Raw genomic sequence first — 20,694 nt, 5'->3', positions numbered from 1 at the left:
ACCTCACCCAGGCCGCCCGTCGGCGCGCGGACGGGTGCAGATGGGAAAGTAGACCACCACATACAGCAGCCAGGCAAGGGTCCACACCCCGCCCCCCATCATGGTGAGAACCATCATGCCGTCGGGAATGACCGGGGCCACCACGCGAAGCAGTGCACCCGCCGAAATCAGGCCATAGGCCCAGACCGTAAGCTTGGAAACCACCAGCGGATGACCGGCATGGCCCAGCGCGGCACGGCTCATCACCGCCATGATCATGGTGGCGATGGCCCCTGCGGTCAGGGCGTGCAAAGCGGCCGAAGGCGGCAGAGATGCGATGAACGCCGACAGCCCCAGCAAGGCGAAGCCCAAAACCATCCAGGCATAGCCCACATGCAAGATGACGAGAATGGGACTGGAGACGACCTTGAGCCCATGCCAGCCCGACAGCCGCCAGGCATGGACCAACGCCGCAAGCAGCAACGTCCCTCCTGCCAGAGGCGACGACGGCAGCAAGACCTGGGCGAGCCCCGCCAGGGCGACGATGCCCCCTGCCCCGCCGCTTTCGATCCAGCCCACCGGGGCGACATCCACCGGTCGGCCCTGCATGCGCAGCCAATTCTGGGTGAAGGAGGGAATAATGCGTCCGCCCACGATGGCAATCATCAGCAACAAGATGAAAATGCCCAGAGTCACGCCCTTGAGCCCCGCCACATGACCGGTCAGCGCCTCGATATGGGCGCACATCCCGGCCAGCCACAAAACGCCGAGAATGGGTAGAAAAACGATGTTGCGCCACTTGCCAGCCTGAATCAGGGGCTTGGCCAGGAGATAGGCCAGAAGCGGCAGATAACCAAGATCGATGGCCGCCACCAGGAGCGGCGGTAGAATTCCAGCCAGGGCAACGGCTGCGCGCCCAGCCAGCCACAGGCCGAACAGCGCCATCAACGGCCTGCCCGACACATGGTGGGAATTGGTCCAGTTGGGAACCGCTGTCAGCAGAAAGCCGCCCACCGCCGCGCCGCCCAGCCCGAAGACCATGGCATGGGAATGCCAGACCACCGGATTCCAGTTGGCCGGAACGGGGAGAATTCCGGCAAATGCCAATAGCCAGACAGGCAGCATGACCGCGGCCTGGATGGCGGCGAACAGAAAGAACGGGCGAAACCCGGCGGCAAAGAACACCGGCCCCCGCGAGCCCTTGTAGACGGGTTCCATCAACGGAATCGTGGCCATGAACGAACATCCTCAAACGAAAGACCGGCGAATGGTGCCCCACCGCCGGTCATATCGCCTTGAGGACAGTCAAGACGGCTACATTGCCCGCACTTCGCCCAGGAAACGGTCCACGCCGCTGCGCAGGGTTTCGGACTCTCCAGCCAATTCCGCCGCCGCTTCCAACAATTCGCGGGCTGCCACACCGGCTTCCGATGCGGTCCGGCTGATGGAGGAGATGTGGCGCGATACCTCCTCTGCCCCATCGGCCGCCTCGTGGACATTGCGGGCGATTTCCTGAGTCGCCGCGCCCTGCTGCTCCACCGCATCGGCGATGGAACCGGCAATCTCATCCATGCGGCCGATGGTTTTGCCGATGGACTCGATGGCACCCACCGCGTCGGCAGTGGTCGATTGGATGGAGGCGATCTGCTGGCCGATCTCTTCGGTGGCCCTGGCGGTCTGGCTGGCCAGATGCTTGACCTCATTGGCCACCACGGCGAAGCCCTTGCCAGCCTCGCCCGCCCGAGCGGCCTCGATGGTGGCGTTCAGAGCCAGCAAATTGGTCTGACCTGCGATATCATTGATCAGGCGCACCACCTCTCCGATCCGGTCGGCGGCCTCGGACAGGCCGCGCACCACGGAATCGGTGCGGTTGGCGGCGTCAACAGCCTCCTTGGCGATATGAGCGCTTTCCATCACCTGAGCGCCGATGCCGCGAATGGATGACGACAATTCCTCGGCCGCGGCGGCCACTGTTTCCACGTTGGACGAGGTCTGCTGGGCAGCCGCCGCCACGGCCTGACTTTCCCGCGAGGCGTGATCGATAGAACCCGCCATGCCATTGGCCGTCGTCTGCATGCGATTGGCGGAATCGCTGACCATCACCACGGTCGATTTGACGCCGCGCTCCAACTCGTCGGCCAGACCGGACAGGGTGGAGCGGCGTTCCACCTCTGCCTGACGGCGATTTTCAGCCCGTTCCGCCGACATCCGTTCCATGGTCAGAGAGTGTTCGCGAAAGATCTCAGCGGCACGGACCAGATCACCGATCTCGTCGCCGCGATCAGCCCCCCTGATCTCGACAGCGGTGTCGCCCTCGGCCAGTTTGCGGATTCCGCCGGTGACATTGTGCATGCCATCGACAACGTTCTTGCCGATCCACCAGGACACCAGCAACACTATAAACACCACACCAGCCACGATGCCGCCAATTTGAACGACCTCGGCGCGAAAAGCGGTGTCCACGTCATCGATATAGATGCCCGACCCCACCAGCCACGCCCATTCATCTATCCCCTTGACGTAGGACAGCTTGGGAACCGGCTTGTCGAATCCGGGTTTGGGCCACAGATAATCGACGAAACCGGCCTTGTCCTTATTGACCACCTCAATCATCGAGGCGAAGAAATTCTTGCCCGCCGGATCCTTCAGACCCATCAGGTCCTGGCCTTGCATGTCGGGGCGGATGGGGTGGACGACCATCTTGCCCGCCAGGCTGTTGATCCAGAAATACTCGGTTCCGGAATAGCGCATGTTCTTGATGGCGTCGATAGCGGCAGCCTGGGCGGCCTCGGTGGTCATCTGACCGGATTTGGCCAGTTTGACGTAATGGCTGATGACGCTGTGAGCGGTTTCGACCACATGCTGGGTCTTGACCTTGCGGGCCGTCATCAACTCGTCATGGAGATTGGCGAGATTCACCGCGATGATCGTCGCCATACCCAGCAGCGACAGCACAACGATGAGAAGAATCTTGGCTCTGAAACGCCAATTACTGATAGACATTCGACATATATCCCAAGGCCGATATTGATACGGACCCTCCATCTTTATCCGTTCTATGACGACCTTCTGTACTAGTCAATAAGTCCAAATACCGATTTCGAATATGCATACCATTGGCGCAAGCCATCGGGCGCACCACTCTAAGAAAACAGCATTATGAAAAGAAGACGGCGTAAATTCGCAGAATTTGATTTTGTGAATTCGCTTTCTTGATTTTGTTATGGCCACTAACAAAATCAATGGCGTTCACTAATATCGAAAAGATCTCTAGGGAGGGCGCCACTTGTCTGGTCGGCACCCTCCCCGATACTAAGCAATTCAGCAGGCAGGCAGGTCGCTGGAGCCCATGAGAAAGGCATCCACGGCGCGCGCCGCCTGACGCCCCTCGCGGATGGCCCAGACCACCAGGCTCTGACCGCGGCGGATGTCGCCAGCGGCGAAAACCTTGGGATTATTGGTCTGATAGGCGATGGTGTCGGCCTTGACATTGCCGCGCCCGTCCTTCTCCAGTCCCAGACCCTCAACCAGTCCCTCATGGACAGGATGGACGAAGCCCATGGCCAGCAGGACCAGATCGGCCTCCAGTTTGAACTCGGTGCCGGGAATGGGTTGGAACTTGGCATCCACCTCGGTGCAGTCGAGGCCGGTGACCTGGCCGTCCTTGCCCGTGAAACGCACGGTGGAGACCGCCCAGCGGCGCTCGCAGCCTTCATCATGGGAGGACGAGGTCCGCAGCCGATTGGGCCATAATGGCCAGGACAGGCCCTTGTCCTCCTTTTCAGGCGGACGGGGCATGATCTCGATCTGAGTGATGGAGGCGGCGCCCTGGCGGTTGGAGGTGCCGACGCAGTCGGCGCCGGTATCGCCGCCGCCGATCACCACGACCTTCTTGCCCTTGGCCAGGATATCGGCGACGCCGACCGCCTCGCCCGAATTGCGTCGGTTCTGCTGGGTGAGGAAGTCCATGGCGAAATGAACGCCGTTCAGCTCGCGTCCTGGAACCGGCAGATCACGCGGCTTTTCCGAACCACCCGTCAGCACGACGGCATCGAAACCGTCCAGCAGGTCCTTGACCGGGAACGTCACACCCACATGGGTGTTGGCCCGAATGGTGACGCCCTCGGCCTCCATTTGCGCCACGCGGCGGTCGATGACCGCCTTCTCCAACTTGAAGTCGGGAATGCCGTAGCGCAGCAGACCGCCCACCTGGGCGTTCTTCTCGAACAGGGTCACGGCGTGGCCGGCGCGGGCCAGTTGCTGCGCCGCCGCCATGCCAGCCGGGCCGCCGCCCACCACCGCCACCATCTTTCCGGTCTCGCGCTTCGGCAGATCGGGCACCAGCCAGCCTTCGGCGAAGGCGCGTTCGACCACCGCATGTTCGATGGTCTTGATGGCCACGGGGCTGTCGGTAATGTTGAGCGTGCACGCCGCCTCGCAAGGAGCCGGGCAGACGCGGCCGGTGAATTCCGGGAAATTGTTGGTCGAGTGGAGAACCTCGGCGGCCTCCTGCCAACGGTTGCGGTACACCAGATCATTCCAGTCGGGAATGATATTGTTGACCGGGCAGCCCTGGTGACAGAAGGGAATGCCGCAATCCATGCAGCGCGCCCCCTGGCAGGCCAATTCCTCGTTGGTCAGCGGCGTGGTGAATTCGCGATAATGCTTCACGCGCTCGGCCGGGGCCTCATAGCCCGGGGTCTTGCGCTCGAATTCCTTGAAACCGGTAGCCTTTCCCATTTCAGCGCCCTCCCCCAGCCGCGACCTTGGGCTCCTGCGCCTTCTGCATCTCGAGCAGGGCTCGCCGGTAATCCACCGGCATCACCTTGACGAATTTCGGCATGTAATATTCCCAGTTCAGAAGGATCTCGTGGGCTCGCTTGGAGCCTGTGTAATGCTGGTGATTGCGCAGCAAGGCCTGGATGCGCGACGCATCATCGCGGGTCATGTCGCCCATGACGTCCACCAGGCCGTGGCCTTCCAGATCACCCGCCTGATTTTCGTGCTTGGAGTTGGCATCCTCCTCGGCGGCAACCGGCTCCAGTTCGACCATGGAGAGGTTGCAGCGCTTCTTGAAGTCGCCCGCCTCGTCCAGCACATAGGCGACGCCGCCCGACATGCCCGCCGCGAAGTTGCGGCCCGTGGCGCCGATGACCAGCACCACGCCGCCGGTCATGTACTCGCAGCCGTGATCGCCCACGCCCTCGACCACCGCGATGGCGCCCGAGTTACGCACGGCGAAACGCTCGCCCGCCACGCCACGGAAGTAGCACTCACCCTCGATGGCGCCGTAAAGAACGGTATTGCCGACGATGATGTTGTCCTCGGCCGGGGACTTGAAATCCTTGGACGGGTAGATGATGACCCGGCCGCCGGAAATGCCCTTGCCCACATAGTCGTTGCCTTCGCCTTCCAGCTCCAGCGTCACACCGCGCGCCAGGAAGGCGCCGAAGCTCTGACCGGCGGTGCCCGACAGCTTGACATGGATAGTGTCACCCGGCAGGCCCCCATGGCCGAAACGCTTGGCCACCTCGCCCGACAGCATGGCGCCCACGGTGCGGTTGACATTGCGCACCGGCTTGGAGATCCGCACCGACATGCGGTCGTCCAGGGCTGGCTTGGCCTCGTTGATCAGTTCGCGATCAAGGGCGTCGTCCAGGTCATGCTCCTGGGACTCGCAATGACGTTCGGCCACGCCCGGCTGGGACGGGATACGGTGGAACATCTTGGAGAAGTCCAGGCCCTTGGCCTTCCAGTGGTTGATGGCCTGATTGACGTCGAGCAGATCGGTGCGACCGGTCAGCTCCGACAGCGACCGCACGCCCAGCTTGGCCATCCATTCGCGCACTTCCTCGGCGACGAAGAAGAAGTAGTTGATGACATGCTCGGGCTGACCCACGAAACGCTTCCTGAGTTCGGGGTCCTGGGTGGCCACGCCCACGGGGCAGGTGTTGAGGTGACACTTGCGCATCATGATGCAGCCCGCCGCGATCAGCGGCGCGGTGGCGAAGCCGAATTCGTCGGCGCCCAGCAGGGCGGCGATGATCACGTCGCGCCCCGTGCGCAGGCCGCCATCGGCCTGCACCACGATGCGGCCGCGCAATTGATTGAGCACCAGGGTCTGATGAGTCTCGGCCAGGCCGATCTCCCAGGGCGAACCGGCATGCTTGATGGAGGTCAGGGGCGAAGCACCGGTGCCGCCGTCGAAGCCGGAAATGGTCACATGGTCGGCCTTGGCCTTGGACACGCCAGCCGCCACGGTGCCCACGCCGATCTCGGAGACCAGCTTCACCGAGATGCGGGCGGCGGGATTGACGTTTTTCAAGTCGAAGATCAGCTGGGCCAGATCCTCGATGGAATAGATGTCGTGGTGCGGCGGCGGGCTGATCAGGCCGACGCCGGGGGTGGAGTGACGCACCCGCGCGATAACCTTATCCACCTTGTGGCCGGGAAGCTGGCCGCCCTCGCCGGGCTTGGCGCCCTGGGCCATCTTGATTTGGATGTCATCGGCATTGACAAGATATTCGGCGGTGACGCCGAAACGTCCCGACGCCACCTGCTTGATGGCCGAACGCTTGGAATCGCCATTGGCCAGGGGCAAGAAGCGCTCCGGCTCCTCGCCGCCTTCGCCGGTATTGGACTTGCCGCCGATGCGGTTCATGGCGACCGCCAGGGTCGAGTGGGCCTCATAAGAGATGGAGCCGAACGACATGGCGCCGGTGACAAAGCGTTTGACGATCTCCTTGGCGGACTCCACCTCGTCGATGGAGATGCCATTGCCCGCGGGCTTGATCTCGAACAGGCCACGCAGGGTCAGCAGACGCTTGCTCTGATCGTCGATATTCTTGGAGAACTCACGGAACTTGTCCATGGAGCCCGAGCGCACCGCATGCTGCATGGTGGCGATGGTCTCGCTGGTCCAGGCATGCTCCTCGCCGCGCAGGCGCACGGCGTATTCGCCGCCCACATCCAGGGCGTTGCGGTAGACGGGGGCGTCGGAATAGGCGATCTGGTGGCGCCGCACCGTCTCCTCGGCCACGCCGATCAGGGAAATGCCCTCGACCCGGCTGGAGGTCCCGGCGAAATAGGTATTGAGGAAGCCCGACGACAGGCCGATGGCGTCGAAAATCTGGGCGCCGCAATAGGACTGGTAGGTGGAGATGCCCATCTTGGCCATCACCTTCAGGATGGCCTTGTCCATGGCCTTGATGTAGCGCTTCTGCACCTCGTAGGAGGTCAGGGGCTCGGGCAGGTTGGGGCGCATCTCTTCCAGCGTCTCGAAGGCCAGATAGGGATTGATGGCCTCGGCGCCGTAACCGGCCAGCACGCACATGTGATGGATCTCGCGCGCCTCGCCGGTTTCCACCACCAGGCCCGCCTTGGTGCGCAAGCCTTCGCGGATCAGGAAGTGATGCACCGCCGACACCGCCAGCAGGGACGGAACCGGCACGTTGTCCGGCCCCACCGAGCGGTCGGACAGGACGATGATGTTGTAGCCCTCGGTCACCTTGGCCTTGGCCTGACGGCAGATACCGGCCACGGCGGCTTCCAGCCCGCCGGGACCTTCGGCGGCCGGCCAGGTGATGTCGATGGTCACCGACTTGAAGCCCGAACCGGGCAACTTCTCGATGCGGCGGATCTTTTCCAGATCCTCGTTGGTGAGGATGGGCTGGCGCACTTCCAGACGCTTGGCGTGGCCGCCATCCTTGTCCAGGCCCAGCAGATTGGGACGCGGACCAATCAGCGAGACCAGGCTCATCACCGATTCCTCGCGGATGGAATCGATGGGCGGATTGGTCACCTGGGCAAAGCACTGCTTGAAGTAGTTGAACAGCAGCTTCGGCTTGGCCGAGAGCACCGCGATGGGCGTATCGGTGCCCATGGAGCCCACCGCTTCCTGGCCGGTCACGGCCATGGGGTGCAGCAGGAACTTCACATCTTCCTGGGTGTAGCCGAAGGCCTGCTGACGGTCCAGCAGGGTGGCCGGATCGGCCTTGACCGTCTCGACCGGAATGTCGAGGTCTTCCAGCATGATCTGCGACTGGGCCAGCCACTCGGCATAGGGCTTGTCATTGGCCAGTTGGGCCTTGATCTCGGAATCGTCGATGATGCGGCCTTGTTCCAGGTCGATCAGCAGCATCTTGCCGGGCTGCAGGCGCCACTTCTTCTTGATGCGGTCCTCGGCGATGGGCAGCACACCCATCTCGGAAGCCATCATGAACTTGTCGTCCTTGGTCACCAGATAGCGGGCCGGACGCAGGCCGTTGCGGTCCAGCGTCGCGCCGATCTGGCGGCCATCGGTGAAGCACACCGCCGCCGGGCCGTCCCACGGCTCCATCAGGGCGGCATGGTACTCGTAGAAGGCCTTGCGCTTCTCGTCCATCAGCGGATTGCCCGACCACGCTTCGGGGATCAGCATCATCATGGCATGGGCCAGCGGATAGCCGCCCATGACCAGGAGTTCCAAGGCGTTGTCGAAACAGGCGGAATCTGACTGGCCTTCGGGGATCAGCGGCCACAGCTTGGCCAGATCATCGCCCAGAACGCTGGATTCCATGGTCTGACGCCGCGCATTCATCCAGTTCAGATTGCCGCGAAGCGTGTTGATCTCGCCGTTATGGCTGATCATGCGGAACGGATGGGCCAGACGCCAGGAGGGGAAGGTATTGGTGGAGAAGCGCTGATGCACCATGGCCAGCGCGCTGACCATGCGTTCGTCGCTCAGTTCCTTGTAGAACACGCCCACCTGATCGGCCAGCAGCATGCCCTTGTAGATCAGGGTGCGGGTCGACAGCGACGGAATGTAGAAATCACGCTCGGACCCTTCGGGGGCCTTGTTGAATACCTGTTTGCGGATGACGAACAGCTTGCGCTCGAAAGCGTTCTGGTCGGCCACGCCCTCACCCTTGCCGATGAACACCATGCGCACCACCGGCACGGTGGGCAGCACGGAATAGCCCAGGCTGGACGAATCGGTAGGGACGTCGCGCCAGCCCAACAGGATCTGGCCTTCGGCCTTCACCAGAGCCTCACAATGAGCCTCACAGGCCTTACGGATGGCGGCGTCTTGGGGCAGAAACACACAGCCAGCGCCGTAGGCGCCCTCGGGCGGTAGGGTAATGCCCAGTTTGGCGGCCTCGTCGCGTAGAAACGCATCGGGCATTTGAATCAGGATACCCGCGCCGTCACCGGCCTTGGGATCGGCGCCAACGGCGCCACGATGGGTGAGATTGACCAGGATCTCGAGGCCGTCGCGGACGATGTCATGCGACTTGCGGTTCTTGATATCGACGATGAAGCCGACACCGCAGGCATCGTGTTCGTGGCGCGGGTCATAGAGTCCCTGTGCTTCGGGCAATCCGCTCATCTTCACTTCATGTTCCTTATATACCGCCTTGCGCCCCCTACCGGCCGCAAAGCCTGACTACACACCCAATCCGTCCCTTGGGCGGGCACGACAGCCCCCCTGCCCGATCACCGACGGCGATCAGCCAAGTTGGACTTCATACGGCATTCCGCCGAGTTCGCCAAGAGTAGGTTGCGGCCCCCCCGCAGACAGAGTCGGTCAATGCCAAGGGACACCTGGGACAAGCACGGGATCTGGCAGGAAGCGGGCATAGACTTGACCGGTCACCACAGGCTTATGACGGCCCCCTTGTAAAAGGGAGGGTCAATTCCCTCATTCCTTCTCGAGGAGATCACAGATTTCGACTCGCGGGAATTGGGGATCTAGCCTTGAGATACGGTATTCACCCGATGAGCCTTGTCCGGTAATTCCATGCTTTGACAGGGTGCGATTTTGATGGCCTTATTTAATGAATAATATTCAGGCGTCCGGGCAGACGGGAAAAACTCCCGCGCGCGATCGCCCGATAAGGTCGCCGCAGGGAGGTGTCCGCATGGGAGACGACTTCATCGTCGAGACCCGCTCCTTGACCAAGGAGTTCAGGGGTTTCGTCGCCGTGTCCGACGTTAATCTCAAGATTCGCCGCCACACCATCCACGCGCTGATCGGCCCCAATGGCGCGGGCAAGACCACCTGCTTCAATCTGGTGACCAAATTTCTGACGCCCACGCGGGGCCAGATCCTGTTCAACGGCACCGACATCACTCACACCCAACCGGCCGCCATCGCGCGCCAGGGCATGGTTCGCTCGTTCCAGATCTCGGCGGTGTTCGGCCATTTGACGGTTCTGGAAAACGTCCGCGTCGCGCTGCAGCGCCGCCAGGGCAAGTCGTTCCAGTTCTGGCGGTCTGACCGGTGTCTTGACGAACTCAACGCCCGCGCCGAGGAACTGATCGAGGATGTGGGGGTCGCCCAATATCGCGACACCCCGGCCGGTGAATTGTCCTATGGCCGCAAAAGGGCGCTGGAAATCGCCACCACCTTGGCGCTGGACCCCGAGATGCTGCTGCTGGACGAGCCCATGGCAGGCATGGGGACTGAGGACGTCAAGCGCACCGCGGAACTGATCCGCCGGGTATCGGCCAACCGCACCATCTTGATGGTGGAGCATAACCTCTCGGTGGTCGCCGACCTCTCGGACACCATCACGGTGCTGAAGCTGGGCCGGGTCCTGGCCGAGGGCAGCTATGCCGAGATCACCGACAATCCCGAGGTGGTCGAAGCCTATATGGGATCTGGGCACGGAGCGGCAGGCCATGGCTGAGTCCGAAATTCTCCTTTCCGTCAGGGATCTGCACGCCCATTACGGCGAATCCCATGTGCTGCATGGCATGAGCTTCGACGTGCCCAAGGGCGAAGTGGTCACCCTGCTGGGCCGCAACGGCGTCGGCAAGACCACCACCATGCGCTCCATCATGGGCATCGTGGGCAAGCGCGCCGGTTCGGTGAAATACCAGGGCACCGAGACCATCACTCTCTCGTCCAACCGCATCGCGCGGCTGGGTCTGGCTTATTGCCCGGAAGAGCGCGGCATCTTCTCCTCGCTGACCGTGAAAGAGAACATGGTGCTGCCCCCCATCATCAAGCCGGGCGGCCTTCCCTTGGACGAGGTCTACGCCCTCTTCCCCCGCCTGTTGGAGCGCGGCTCCAGCCAGGGAACCAAACTGTCAGGCGGCGAGCAGCAGATGCTGGCCATCGCCAGGATCCTGCGCACCGGCGCCGATATGCTGCTGCTGGACGAGCCCACCGAGGGCTTGGCCCCGGTCATCGTTCAGCATATCGGCGACATCATCCGTACCTTACGAGAGAGAGGTTTCACCATCTTGCTGGTGGAACAGAATTTTCACTTCGCCGCCACCGTCGCCGACCGCCATTACGTGGTCGAGCACGGGCAGGTGATCGACATGATCCCCAACGAAGCCTTGGCGGCCAATATGGAAAAGCTGAAGACTTATCTCGGCGTTTAACACCAATGGGAGGACGTACAACATGGTGATGAAGAGGCTTCTGCTCGGCGCCGCGGCGCTGGCCCTGTCCACCGGCATGGCGCATGCCCAGTACAGCGACGGCAAGGTCAAGATCGGCGTACTCACCGACCTGTCGGGAACCTATTCCGATCTGGCGGGTAAGGGCACCATTGTCGCCGCCCAGATGGCCATCGACGATTTCGGCGGCAAGATCAACGGCCAGCCCATCGAATTGATCTCGGCTGACCATCAGAACAAGGCCGATATCGCCTCGGGCATCGCGCGCAAATGGTATGACACCGAACAGGTGGACGTGATCGCCGAACTGGTGACCACGGCCGCCGCCATCGCGGTGCGCGAAGTGTCCAAGGAAAAGGGCAAGATCGATCTGGTCTCGGGCGCCGCATCCACGCCGCTGACCAACGACAAATGCTCGCCCACCGGCTTTCACTGGACCTACGACACCTACGCCCTGGCCAACGGCACGGGCAATGCTGTGGTGAAGAACGGCGGCAAGACCTGGTTCTTCCTCACCGCCGACTATGCCTTCGGCCACAACCTCCAGGCCCAGACCGAGAAGGTGGTTAAGGCCAATGGCGGCGAGGTCAAGGGCGCGGTCAAGCACCCCTTCCCCAATTCCGACTTCTCGTCCTTCCTGCTCCAGGCCCAGGCATCGGGCGCCCAGATCATCGGTCTGGCCAATGCGGGCGCCGACACCATCAACGCCATCAAGCAGGCCAAGGAATTCGGCATCACCCAGGCGGGCCAGCAACTGGCCGGTCTTTTGGTGTTCATCACCGACATCCACTCGCTGGGCCTTGAAACCGCTCAGGGCATGATGCTGACCACCGGTTTCTACTGGGACATGGATGACCAGACGCGCGCCTGGTCCAAGCGCTGGTCCGAGAAGATGGGCAATGGCAAAATGCCGTCCATGGTCCATGCGGGCACCTATTCCCAGGTTCTGCATTACCTGCGGGCCGCAGCAGCCGCCAAGACCGACGAAGGCATCAAGGTGGCCGACGAGATGCGCAAGCTGCCCATCAACGACTTCTTCGCCAAGAACGGCAAGATCCGCGCCGATGGCCGCATGGTCCACGACATGTATCTGGCCCAGGTCAAGAAGCCGTCCGAGTCCAAGGGGCCCTGGGACTACTACAAGATCGTCCGCACCATTCCGGGTGACGAGGCCTATCAGCCTCTGTCCGAAAGCACCTGCTCGCTGGTGAAGAAGTAGCATCGAGGCCGGGACGCCGGGGTGACCCGGCGTCCCTTCCTGTCCAGGGGGAGCCCTTACCGCCATGATGACCATTCTCGGCATACCGACCCAGGCCCTGTTCGGGCAATTGCTGCTGGGTCTCATCAACGGCGCCTTCTACGCCATGCTCAGCCTGGGGCTGGCGCTGATCTTCGGGCTGCTCAACATCATCAATTTCAGCCACGGCGCCCTTTACATGATGGGCGCCTTCGTGGCCTGGCTGGCGCTGAATTTCCTGGGACTGGGATACTGGGGCGCCCTCATCGCCGCCCCCCTGGTGGTGGCGGTCATCGGCATCATCATCGAGCGCACCATGCTGTGCCGCCTTTACAAGCTGGATCACCTCTACGGCCTGCTGCTGACCTTTGGTCTGGCGCTGATCATCGAGGGATTGTTTCGCGAAGGCTATGGCGTGTCGGGCCAGCCCTATGCCGTGCCCCCAGCCCTGGCGGGTGGATGGAATCTGGGCTTCATGTTCCTGCCCATCTATCGCGGCTGGGTGGTGGTCGCCTCCCTCGTCCTGTGCCTGGGCACCTGGTACGCCATCGAAAAGACCAAGTTGGGCGCCTATCTGCGCGCCGGAACGGAAAACCCCACCCTGGTTCAGGCCTTCGGCATCAATGTACCCTTGATGATCACGCTCACCTACGGGTTCGGTGTCGCCCTGGCGGCCATCGCCGGCGTGTTGGCCGCCCCCATCTATCAGGTCAGCCCCAAGATGGGCTCGGACCTGATCATCGTGGTCTTCGCCGTGGTGGTGATCGGCGGCATGGGCTCCATCATGGGCTCCATCCTCACCGGCTACATGCTGGGGATCGTCGAGGGATTGACCAAGGTCTTCTACCCGGAAGCGGCCAGTACAGTGATCTTCATGGTCATGGTGGTGGTGCTGTTGATCAAGCCCGCCGGGCTATTCGGCAAGGGAGCCTGACCCATGAGCAACGCCCCTCCGCCATCGCGCCAGACGCCCTTCATCCTCGCACTGCTTGGGCTGGGACTGGTTCTGCCCTTCATCTTCTACCCGGTCTTTTTGATGAAGGGTCTGTGCTTCGGCCTGTTCGCCGCCGCCTTCAATCTACTCCTGGGCTATGTGGGGCTGTTGTCCTTTGGCCATGCCATGTTCTTCGGCTGGTCGGCCTATGTCACCGCCTTCACCGCCAAGGAATGGGGCCTTACCCCGGAAATCGCCATCCTATTGGGCGTCGCCACGGCAGCGGTGCTGGGCGGCGTGGTCGGCTGGCTGGCCATCCGCCGTCAGGGTATCTATTTCGCCATGATCACCCTGGCGCTTGCCCAGTTGGGCTTTTTCGTGGCGGTGCAGGCCCCCATGACCCATGGCGAGGACGGCATCCAGGGCGTGCCGCGCGGCCATCTGTTCGGGCTGATCGACCTGTCCAACACCATGGCCATGTATTACTTCGTGCTGGCGGTGTTCGTCCTTTCGCTGCTGTTTCTGTACCGGGTGGTCAATTCCCCCTTCGGCCAGGTGCTGAAAGCCATCCGCGACAACGAGCCCCGCGCCATCTCGTTGGGTTATGAGGTCAGCCGCTACAAACTGATCGCCTTCGTCCTGTCGGCCGCCTTCGCCGGACTGGCCGGATCGCTGAAGAGTCTGGTGTTCCAGTTGGCCTCCCTGGCCGATGTCAGCTGGCACATGTCAGGCGAGGTGGTGCTGATGACCCTTCTGGGCGGCGTTGGCACCGTTCTGGGACCGACGGTGGGCGCCTTCCTGGTGGTGGCCATCCAGGACTTCTTCGCTGGCATCGGCTCGTGGGTCATCATCATCCAGGGCGTCATTTTCGTGATTTGCGTATTGCTGTTCCGTAGCGGTATGATTGGCGTGCTGGCGCCGTGGTTGAAGCGGCGCGGTATCACCGGCTGAGTGGGGAGGGAAAGCTCGATCATGCCGGATTCAGCTTTGCGTCGCCGCGAGATGCTGGCGAATACGCCACTGTTTGCCTCTGTTCAGCCCGAATTGCTGGATGAGTTGGCCGCCCGCGCCAAGATGGTCAAGATCGACGCCCGCGAGACCCTGTTTTCCAAGGGTGATCCCGGCGACCGTCTCTATCTGCTGGCCAAAGGACTGATCCGCATCGGCGTCCTGTCGGCGGATGGCCGCGAGGTCACCTATGGCATGATCAAGCCGGGCCAGCTGTTCGGCGAGATCGCCGTCCTGGACGGCAAGGAGCGCTCGGCCGACGCCACCGCCATGGAGGCCACCGAGCTGATCGCGCTGGAGCGCAAGGACGTCCACACCTTCCTGCATAAGCATCCTGCCCAGGCCCTGCACCTGATCGAGGTGCTGTGCGACCGCATCCGCAAGGCCGACAACCAGTTGGAAGACATGGTTTTCCTGTCGCTTCCCTCCCGCCTGGCCAAGCATCTGCTGATGCTGGACCAGACCATGGGGACCAAGAGCAAGGCGGGCGGCCCCTCGGCCATCAAGCTGTCGCAGCAGGAAATCGCCGACCATCTGGGCATCAGCCGGGAAAGCGTCAACAAGGTGCTGTCCAAATGGGAACAGGCGGGAATCGTGACATTGGGGCGCGGCCAGATCACCCTGAACAAGGTCAACGCCCTGGAAGGCCTGACCTCGCTGGATTGAGTCTTACCGCTATGTGAGACTCTTCACAGACGCAGCCCCCCACCCGGTCCTAGATTGAACCCGTCACGAATTACATAGTCCGTCCCCTCCTCGAACGAACGAACGGGACATAAAGACGGGCCCGAGGGTGACTTTTGGGGCACTACCTCTGGGCAAAAGCCTCCGGCGATGATCCTCCGCCGGGGGCTTTTTCCGTTGTGGCGTGATTTACCCGTAAAGCTGCCGGGCGCGCTTTTCGAAGGCCCCGACCATCATCTTGACCGCCTCGTTGAACAAAGCGCCGATCAGGGCCTGCAGCATCTTGGACCGGAACTCGAAATCCACGTAGAAATCGATCTCGGTGCCTTCGGGATGGGGCTTGAAGACCCAGTGGTTGTTCAAATGCTTGAACGGCCCCTCGGTATAAGTGACGTCGATGCGGTCGGGCCGCGTGAGCGTCACTTTGGAGGTGAAGCGCTCGCGCACCATCTTGAAGCCGATGACCAGATCGGCGAAGAACACATCGCCATCGCGTGAGCGGATGCGCGACGCCACGCACCAAGGCAGGAATTCAGGGTACCGGGCCACGTCGGCCACCAGTTCAAACAACTTCTCCGGAGGATAAGGCAGAACGCGCTGCTCGGCATGGGTCGGCATGGTGGTCCCTGGTTACCCCTGGCGGCGCTGGCGTTCGGCCTTCAGCGCCTCGAAATCGCGGTCGGCGTGGTGGCTGGATCGGGTCAGCGGCGTGGCCGCCACCATAAGAAAGCCCTTGGCGCGGGCCTGGGCGCGGTAATCCTCGAACTCGTCGGGGGTGACGAAGCGCGACACCGCCACATGCTTCAAGGTCGGCTGAAGATACTGGCCGATGGTGATGAAATCCACCCCGGCAGAGCGCATGTCATCCATGACCTGCAGTACCTCGGCCCGCTCCTCCCCCAGCCCCACCATGATGCCTGACTTGGTGAAAATGGAAGTGTTCGCAGCTTTGGCCCGCTGCAGCACGCGCAGGGACTCGAAATAGCGGGCACCGGGACGAATGCCGGGATAAAGCCGCGGCACGGTTTCCAGATTGTGGTTGAACACATCGGGACGGGCGATGGCGATGCGCTCGACGGTCCCCTCGCCTTTGTCGCGAAAATCAGGCGTCAGCACCTCGATGGTGCATTCAGGCGACGAGGCGCGGATGGCCTCGATACAGGCCACGAACTGGAAGGCGCCGCCATCGGCCAGATCATCTCTGTCCACCGAGGTGATGACGACGTGTTTGAGCCCCATGGCCTTGACCGATTCGGCCAGATGCTCGGGCTCGGCCAGATCGACAGCACCTTTGGGATTGCCGGTCTTGACATTGCAGAAGGCGCAGGCCCGCGTGCAGGTATCGCCCAGGATCATGAAGGTGGCGTGCTTGTGCTTCCAGCATTCGCCGATATTGGGGCAGGCCGCCTCTTCGCACACGGTGTGCAGGTTCTTTTCGCGCATCAGGCGGCGCACTTCCGCCGCCTCTTCCGAGGTCGGAGCCTTGACCCTGATCCAGTCGGGCTTGCGCGGACTGATCTGGTCCGGCTTGCGGGCTTTTTCGGGATGACGCAGGGACTGCTTGTCGTTCATGGCTTGGATATCGTCCAGCAATGGTCGTGGGTCAAGGACTTCTGAACCACGAAGGCGCAAAGGCACGAAGGAACACGAAGAAACCTTTGCTTGTTCTTCGTGCCCTTCGTGCCTTCGGGGTGAAAATCAGCGATTAGAAGTGGACCGCCCGCCCATAAGCGTCCAGAACCGATTCATGCATCATTTCCGACAGCGTCGGATGGGCGAAGACGGTGTGCATCAACTCGGCCTCGGTGGTCTCCAGCGTCTTGGCGACCACATAGCCCTGGATCATCTCGGTGACTTCGGCGCCGATCATATGGGCGCCCAGCAATTCGCCGGTCTTGGCGTCGAACACCGTCTTGATCATGCCCTCGGTCTCGCCCAAGGCGATGGCCTTGCCGTTGGCCATGAAGGGGAAGCGGCCGACCTTGACCGTATAGCCCTTGTCCTTGGCCTTGGCCTCGGAAAGGCCCACTGAGGCCACCTGGGGATGGCAGTAGGTGCAGCCGGGAATCTTGCGCATGTCCAACGGATGGACATCGGCCAAGCCCTTGATCTTTTCCACGCAGATCATGGCCTCGTGGCTGGCCTTGTGAGCCAGCCAGGGAGCGCCTGCGATATCGCCGATGGCGTAGATGCCCGGTTCGTCAGTGCGGCAATAGGGATCGGTGATGACGTGGGTGCGTTCCACCCTGATCTTGGTGCCTTCCAGACCGATATTCTCCACATTGCCGACGATACCGATGGCGGTGATGATCCGATCGACGGTGATGTCCTGGGTCTTGCCGCCAGCCTCGATGGTGACAGTGACGTCGGCGGCGTTCTTCTTCAGCCCCTTGATATTGGCGCTGGTCAGGATCTTCATGCCCTGCTTCTCGAAGCTCTTCTGGGCCATGGCGCTGATCTCGGCGTCTTCCACCGGCAAGACACGGTCCATGGCCTCGGCCACGGTGACCTGTGCACCCAATGCATTGAAGAAGCTGGCGAACTCGATGCCGATGGCGCCCGAGCCGATGACCAGCAGGCGTTTGGGCATGGTGTCGGGAACCAGGGCTTCCTTATAGGTCCAGATGAACTTGCCGTCGGGCTCGAAACCGGGAAGGATGCGGGCCCGCGCCCCCGTCGCCAGGATGATGTGGGGCGCGGAGATGGTGGGCTTGCCCTCGATGGCCACCTTGCCGCCACCCGCCAGCTTGGCGGTGCCCTCGATCACCGTGACCTTGTTCTTCTTCAGCAGATGCTTGATGCCGCCCTGCAACTGGGCCGAAACCCCGCGCGAGCGCGCCACGATCTTGGCCAGGTCGAACGAGGCGCCGGGCGCCGACAGGCCGTAAGACTCGGCATGCTGCATGTTGCGGTAGATCTCGGCGGAACGCAGCAGGGCCTTGGTGGGGATGCAGCCCCAGTTGAGGCAGATGCCGCCCAGATGCTCGCGCTCCACCAAAGCGGTATTCATGCCCAATTGCGCGGCGCGGATGGCGGCGACATAGCCGCCGGGGCCACCGCCGATGACGATGATGTCGAAGCTGTTCTCGGCCATGGTTTTCTCCAAATTATTCCGGTGAGCCGGGGAAGATCATGTTGAGGCGGCCCTCGATTTCCATGTCGTAGGCCTCGGCCAGACGCCAGACATGCACTCCCAGCAATTCGCGGAAGGCGCCCAGCAACTGGTAGAAAACAAAGGTCGGCATCTGATAGCGCCGCCCGGTGCGGCGGTCCCAATTCTCGGCTTCGAGAATGTATTTGCGGCAGGCGGCGCGCATGGCGCCCAGCAGATCATCGGCCGGAGTGCCGGGCGGCAGCAGTTCGGCGGTATCGCCGATCAGGCGCTTGGCATCGACCACGGCGCGGTAGCAACGCTCCTGCTCTTCGGGCAGGACACCGCGATTGCAAAAGGCGGGGTTGTTCTCGATCATGCCCACCAGACCAGCCAGAGCCGAACGCTCGGCCACACTTCCCGCGGGGAACGGCGTAACCGGCATGCCCGGCGGACGGGGCATCTCCCTTACTCTCAGACCCATTTCACTCCCTCCCGGTTTTTATTTTTCGGCCAGAGGCCGCCAGGCTTGATCCGCAATGAAATTCAAATCGTGCTCGGCCACGTAATGGTCGAGAAAGGCGTCGAAATCGCCGAACTCGGCTTGAATGAACGTCTCCAGGGCCTGGGCCTTGGCGCGGTAGAGCCCCATCAGATCGAAACGCCATCCGCCCCCTGCCCGCTCGGCACTCACCAGGGTTCCCTGGTCCTCGCCATCGAACAGACAGCGCAGCGTCATCCGGTCGGGCCCCTGCTCCGCCACCACCTCGCCCAATTCCCACGCCTCCATCATGACGTCGAGATAGGGAAAGGCGGTGAAGGCCAGGACGAAAGCGGGCCCCGGCCCAGCCCCGCCCAGATCGGCCGGTTCGGGCATGCCGCGAAAGCGCACCACCCAGAAGCGGGCGAGCGCATCCACGGCCCTCAGGGCGTCGCGGTCGGCATGGGCAAACAGCGTCAGCAACTGCTCGCCCCAAACCAGACATTCTCCAGCCAGCCGTCCCGCGATGACGGGAAAACGTTCATCGCGGAAATCGGCCTTCAGGCTGGCGAAGGCGGCGATCACGGCCTCGCGGCTCATGACGCGGCCCTCCCTACAGCAGCATCGACAGCGGGTCTTCGATCAGCTTCTTGAAGGCGGCCAGGAATTCCGCCCCCACCGCGCCATCGACCACCCGGTGGTCCACCGAGAGCGTGCAGGTCATCACCGTCGCCACAGCCAAGGCACCGGCTTTCACCACCGGACGCTGCTCGCCCGCGCCGACGGCCAGGATGCAGCCCTGAGGCGGGTTGATGATGGCGGCGAAGTCCTTGATGCCGAACATGCCGAGATTGGAGATGGTGAAGCCGCCGCCCTGGAACTCCTCGGGCTTCAGCTTGTTGTCTCTTGCCTTACCTGCCAACGCCTTCATCTCGTTGGAAATCTCGGCCAGCCCCTTGTGATCGGCGTGATGCACAATGGGGGTGATCAGGCCGCTTGGCGTCGCCACAGCCACCGAGATGTCCACGTCCTTATAGCGCTTGATGGCATCCTCACCCCACGAGGCGTTGGCGGCGGGAACCTTCTTCAGGGCCAGCGCCACGGCGCGGACCACGAAGTCGTTGACCGACAGCTTGTAGGCGTCGGACCGGCCATTGAGATCGGCACGCACCTTCAGCAAGGAGTCCAACTCGCAATCGATGGACAGATAGAAGTGCGGAATGGTCGACTTGGCCTCGGTCAGGCGCCGGGCGATGACCTTGCGCATGGAGGAGTTGGGAATCTCCTCGAAGGCAGGCTCGAACGGGCTGGCGCTCGCCGGAGCAGGAGCGGGTTTGGGCGCAGCGGCGGCAGCAGCCGGAGTGGCGGCGGCAGGCTTGGCGGGACCGGCTTTGATCGCCGCTTCCACGTCGGCCTTGACGATGCGACCGTGGGGACCCGAACCCTTGACCGCCTTCAGGTCCACATTGCCGTCCTTGGCGATGCGCTTGGCCAAAGGCGAAGCGACGACGCGGTCACCACCATGGGCTGCAGCGGGAGCGGCGGCCGGAGCCGCAGCTATCGGTGCAGCGGCGACACTCGCCGGAGCCGCAACAGCCTTGGGGGCCGGAGCGGCGGAAATGGCCGAGGCATCCTCGCCCTCTTCCAACAGAACGGCGATGGGGGTGTTGACCGCGACACCGGAGGTCCCGCCAGCCACCAGGATCTTGCCCAGGACGCCTTCGTCCACGGCTTCGAATTCCATGGTCGCCTTGTCGGTCTCGATCTCGCAGAGGATGTCGCCGGATTTGACGGCGTCACCCTCGTTCTTCAGCCACTTGGCCAGATTGCCCTCGGTCATGGTCGGCGAGAGGGCGGGCATCAGGATTTGAACAGGCATGCTACGTCCC

16 protein-coding genes are annotated in these 20,694 nt (G+C 62.6%); 6 read left to right on the top strand and 10 right to left on the bottom strand.

Features of this window, described 5'->3' with window-relative positions:
- Positions 1 to 3: 3 nt before the first annotated feature.
- The 4 genes from CCC_RS10105 to gltB form a co-directional block, all read right to left on the bottom strand.
- Positions 4 to 1,215 (bottom strand): NnrS family protein, encoded by a 1,212-nt coding sequence (locus CCC_RS10105; protein WP_009869102.1) that lies wholly within the window; start codon positions 1,213 to 1,215, stop codon positions 4 to 6.
- A gap of 78 nt (positions 1,216 to 1,293) precedes the next feature.
- Complete coding sequence (locus tag CCC_RS10100; protein WP_041041129.1) at positions 1,294 to 2,982, bottom strand: methyl-accepting chemotaxis protein; 1,689 nt, start codon at positions 2,980 to 2,982, stop codon at positions 1,294 to 1,296.
- A 318-nt stretch (positions 2,983 to 3,300) separates the two neighbouring features.
- Positions 3,301 to 4,719 (bottom strand): glutamate synthase subunit beta, encoded by a 1,419-nt coding sequence (locus CCC_RS10095; protein ID WP_041041127.1) that lies wholly within the window; start codon positions 4,717 to 4,719, stop codon positions 3,301 to 3,303.
- 1 nt (position 4,720) lies between these two features.
- Positions 4,721 to 9,346: a glutamate synthase large subunit gene (gene gltB, locus CCC_RS10090; protein ID WP_041041429.1), complete on the bottom strand. Its 4,626-nt coding sequence runs from the start codon at positions 9,344 to 9,346 to the stop codon at positions 4,721 to 4,723.
- Positions 9,347 to 9,878: 532 nt separating this feature from the next.
- On the opposite strand from gltB, the gene CCC_RS10085 reads away from it, so the two are divergent.
- The 6 genes from CCC_RS10085 (at position 9,879) to CCC_RS10060 (ending at position 15,215) form a co-directional block, all read left to right on the top strand.
- Positions 9,879 to 10,649: an ABC transporter ATP-binding protein gene (locus tag CCC_RS10085; RefSeq protein WP_041041125.1), complete on the top strand. Its 771-nt coding sequence runs from the start codon at positions 9,879 to 9,881 to the stop codon at positions 10,647 to 10,649.
- Entirely contained in the window at positions 10,642 to 11,352 is a 711-nt protein-coding gene (locus tag CCC_RS10080; protein ID WP_009867233.1) for an ABC transporter ATP-binding protein, read from the top strand. The genes CCC_RS10085 and CCC_RS10080 overlap by 8 nt, the downstream gene beginning before the upstream one ends.
- A gap of 22 nt (positions 11,353 to 11,374) precedes the next feature.
- Positions 11,375 to 12,589 (top strand): ABC transporter substrate-binding protein, encoded by a 1,215-nt coding sequence (locus tag CCC_RS10075; protein WP_041041123.1) that lies wholly within the window; start codon positions 11,375 to 11,377, stop codon positions 12,587 to 12,589.
- A 64-nt stretch (positions 12,590 to 12,653) separates the two neighbouring features.
- Entirely contained in the window at positions 12,654 to 13,541 is an 888-nt protein-coding gene (locus CCC_RS10070; RefSeq protein WP_009867236.1) for a branched-chain amino acid ABC transporter permease, read from the top strand.
- A 3-nt stretch (positions 13,542 to 13,544) separates the two neighbouring features.
- Positions 13,545 to 14,492, top strand: coding sequence for a branched-chain amino acid ABC transporter permease (locus CCC_RS10065; protein ID WP_041041121.1), 948 nt, complete (start codon positions 13,545 to 13,547; stop codon positions 14,490 to 14,492).
- Between the two features lie 21 nt (positions 14,493 to 14,513).
- Complete coding sequence (locus CCC_RS10060; RefSeq protein ID WP_236686355.1) at positions 14,514 to 15,215, top strand: Crp/Fnr family transcriptional regulator; 702 nt, start codon at positions 14,514 to 14,516, stop codon at positions 15,213 to 15,215.
- A 207-nt stretch (positions 15,216 to 15,422) separates the two neighbouring features.
- Here CCC_RS10060 and CCC_RS10055 read toward each other — a convergent pair whose 3' ends face one another.
- From CCC_RS10055 to CCC_RS10030, 6 genes are all read right to left on the bottom strand, one after another.
- A complete protein-coding gene (locus tag CCC_RS10055) occupies positions 15,423 to 15,851 on the bottom strand; it encodes a type II toxin-antitoxin system RatA family toxin (protein ID WP_009867718.1) in 429 nt (142 codons plus the stop codon).
- 12 nt (positions 15,852 to 15,863) lie between these two features.
- Entirely contained in the window at positions 15,864 to 16,865 is a 1,002-nt protein-coding gene (gene lipA, locus CCC_RS10050; protein ID WP_082036581.1) for a lipoyl synthase, read from the bottom strand.
- A gap of 73 nt (positions 16,866 to 16,938) precedes the next feature.
- Complete coding sequence (lpdA, locus tag CCC_RS10045) at positions 16,939 to 18,327, bottom strand: dihydrolipoyl dehydrogenase (protein WP_009867716.1); 1,389 nt, start codon at positions 18,325 to 18,327, stop codon at positions 16,939 to 16,941.
- Between the two features lie 13 nt (positions 18,328 to 18,340).
- On the bottom strand, positions 18,341 to 18,808 hold the full coding sequence (locus tag CCC_RS10040) for a hypothetical protein (protein WP_052473086.1): 468 nt from the start codon (positions 18,806 to 18,808) through the stop codon (positions 18,341 to 18,343).
- A gap of 18 nt (positions 18,809 to 18,826) precedes the next feature.
- Positions 18,827 to 19,405: a hypothetical protein gene (locus CCC_RS10035; RefSeq protein ID WP_009867714.1), complete on the bottom strand. Its 579-nt coding sequence runs from the start codon at positions 19,403 to 19,405 to the stop codon at positions 18,827 to 18,829.
- A 13-nt stretch (positions 19,406 to 19,418) separates the two neighbouring features.
- A complete protein-coding gene (locus tag CCC_RS10030) occupies positions 19,419 to 20,684 on the bottom strand; it encodes a pyruvate dehydrogenase complex dihydrolipoamide acetyltransferase (protein ID WP_041041119.1) in 1,266 nt (421 codons plus the stop codon).
- Positions 20,685 to 20,694 lie beyond the last annotated feature (10 nt).

It is taken from the genome of Paramagnetospirillum magnetotacticum MS-1 (assembly GCF_000829825.1).
In the GTDB taxonomy this organism is placed as follows: domain Bacteria; phylum Pseudomonadota; class Alphaproteobacteria; order Rhodospirillales; family Magnetospirillaceae; genus Phaeospirillum; species Phaeospirillum magnetotacticum.
The sequence above is the reverse complement of the archived record's forward strand: the minus strand, read 5'-3'. Positions and strand labels throughout refer to the sequence as shown.

Excerpts from the sequence above, each read along its gene's own strand:
- CCC_RS10105 (WP_009869102.1), bottom strand. The coding sequence starts at position 1,215 with ATGGCCACGATTCCGTTGATGGAACCCGTCTACAAGGGCTCGCGGGGG.
- CCC_RS10080 (WP_009867233.1), top strand. The coding sequence starts at position 10,642 with ATGGCTGAGTCCGAAATTCTCCTTTCCGTCAGGGATCTGCACGCCCAT.
- CCC_RS10085 (WP_041041125.1), top strand. The coding sequence starts at position 9,879 with ATGGGAGACGACTTCATCGTCGAGACCCGCTCCTTGACCAAGGAGTTC.
- lpdA (WP_009867716.1), bottom strand. The coding sequence starts at position 18,327 with ATGGCCGAGAACAGCTTCGACATCATCGTCATCGGCGGTGGCCCCGGC.
- CCC_RS10100 (WP_041041129.1), bottom strand. The coding sequence starts at position 2,982 with ATGTCTATCAGTAATTGGCGTTTCAGAGCCAAGATTCTTCTCATCGTT.
- CCC_RS10040 (WP_052473086.1), bottom strand. The coding sequence starts at position 18,808 with ATGGGTCTGAGAGTAAGGGAGATGCCCCGTCCGCCGGGCATGCCGGTT.
- CCC_RS10065 (WP_041041121.1), top strand. The coding sequence starts at position 13,545 with ATGAGCAACGCCCCTCCGCCATCGCGCCAGACGCCCTTCATCCTCGCA.
- gltB (WP_041041429.1), bottom strand. The coding sequence starts at position 9,346 with ATGAGCGGATTGCCCGAAGCACAGGGACTCTATGACCCGCGCCACGAA.
- CCC_RS10030 (WP_041041119.1), bottom strand. The coding sequence starts at position 20,684 with ATGCCTGTTCAAATCCTGATGCCCGCCCTCTCGCCGACCATGACCGAG.
- CCC_RS10075 (WP_041041123.1), top strand. The coding sequence starts at position 11,375 with ATGGTGATGAAGAGGCTTCTGCTCGGCGCCGCGGCGCTGGCCCTGTCC.
- CCC_RS10060 (WP_236686355.1), top strand. The coding sequence starts at position 14,514 with ATGCCGGATTCAGCTTTGCGTCGCCGCGAGATGCTGGCGAATACGCCA.
- CCC_RS10095 (WP_041041127.1), bottom strand. The coding sequence starts at position 4,719 with ATGGGAAAGGCTACCGGTTTCAAGGAATTCGAGCGCAAGACCCCGGGC.
- CCC_RS10055 (WP_009867718.1), bottom strand. The coding sequence starts at position 15,851 with ATGCCGACCCATGCCGAGCAGCGCGTTCTGCCTTATCCTCCGGAGAAG.
- CCC_RS10035 (WP_009867714.1), bottom strand. The coding sequence starts at position 19,405 with ATGAGCCGCGAGGCCGTGATCGCCGCCTTCGCCAGCCTGAAGGCCGAT.
- CCC_RS10070 (WP_009867236.1), top strand. The coding sequence starts at position 12,654 with ATGATGACCATTCTCGGCATACCGACCCAGGCCCTGTTCGGGCAATTG.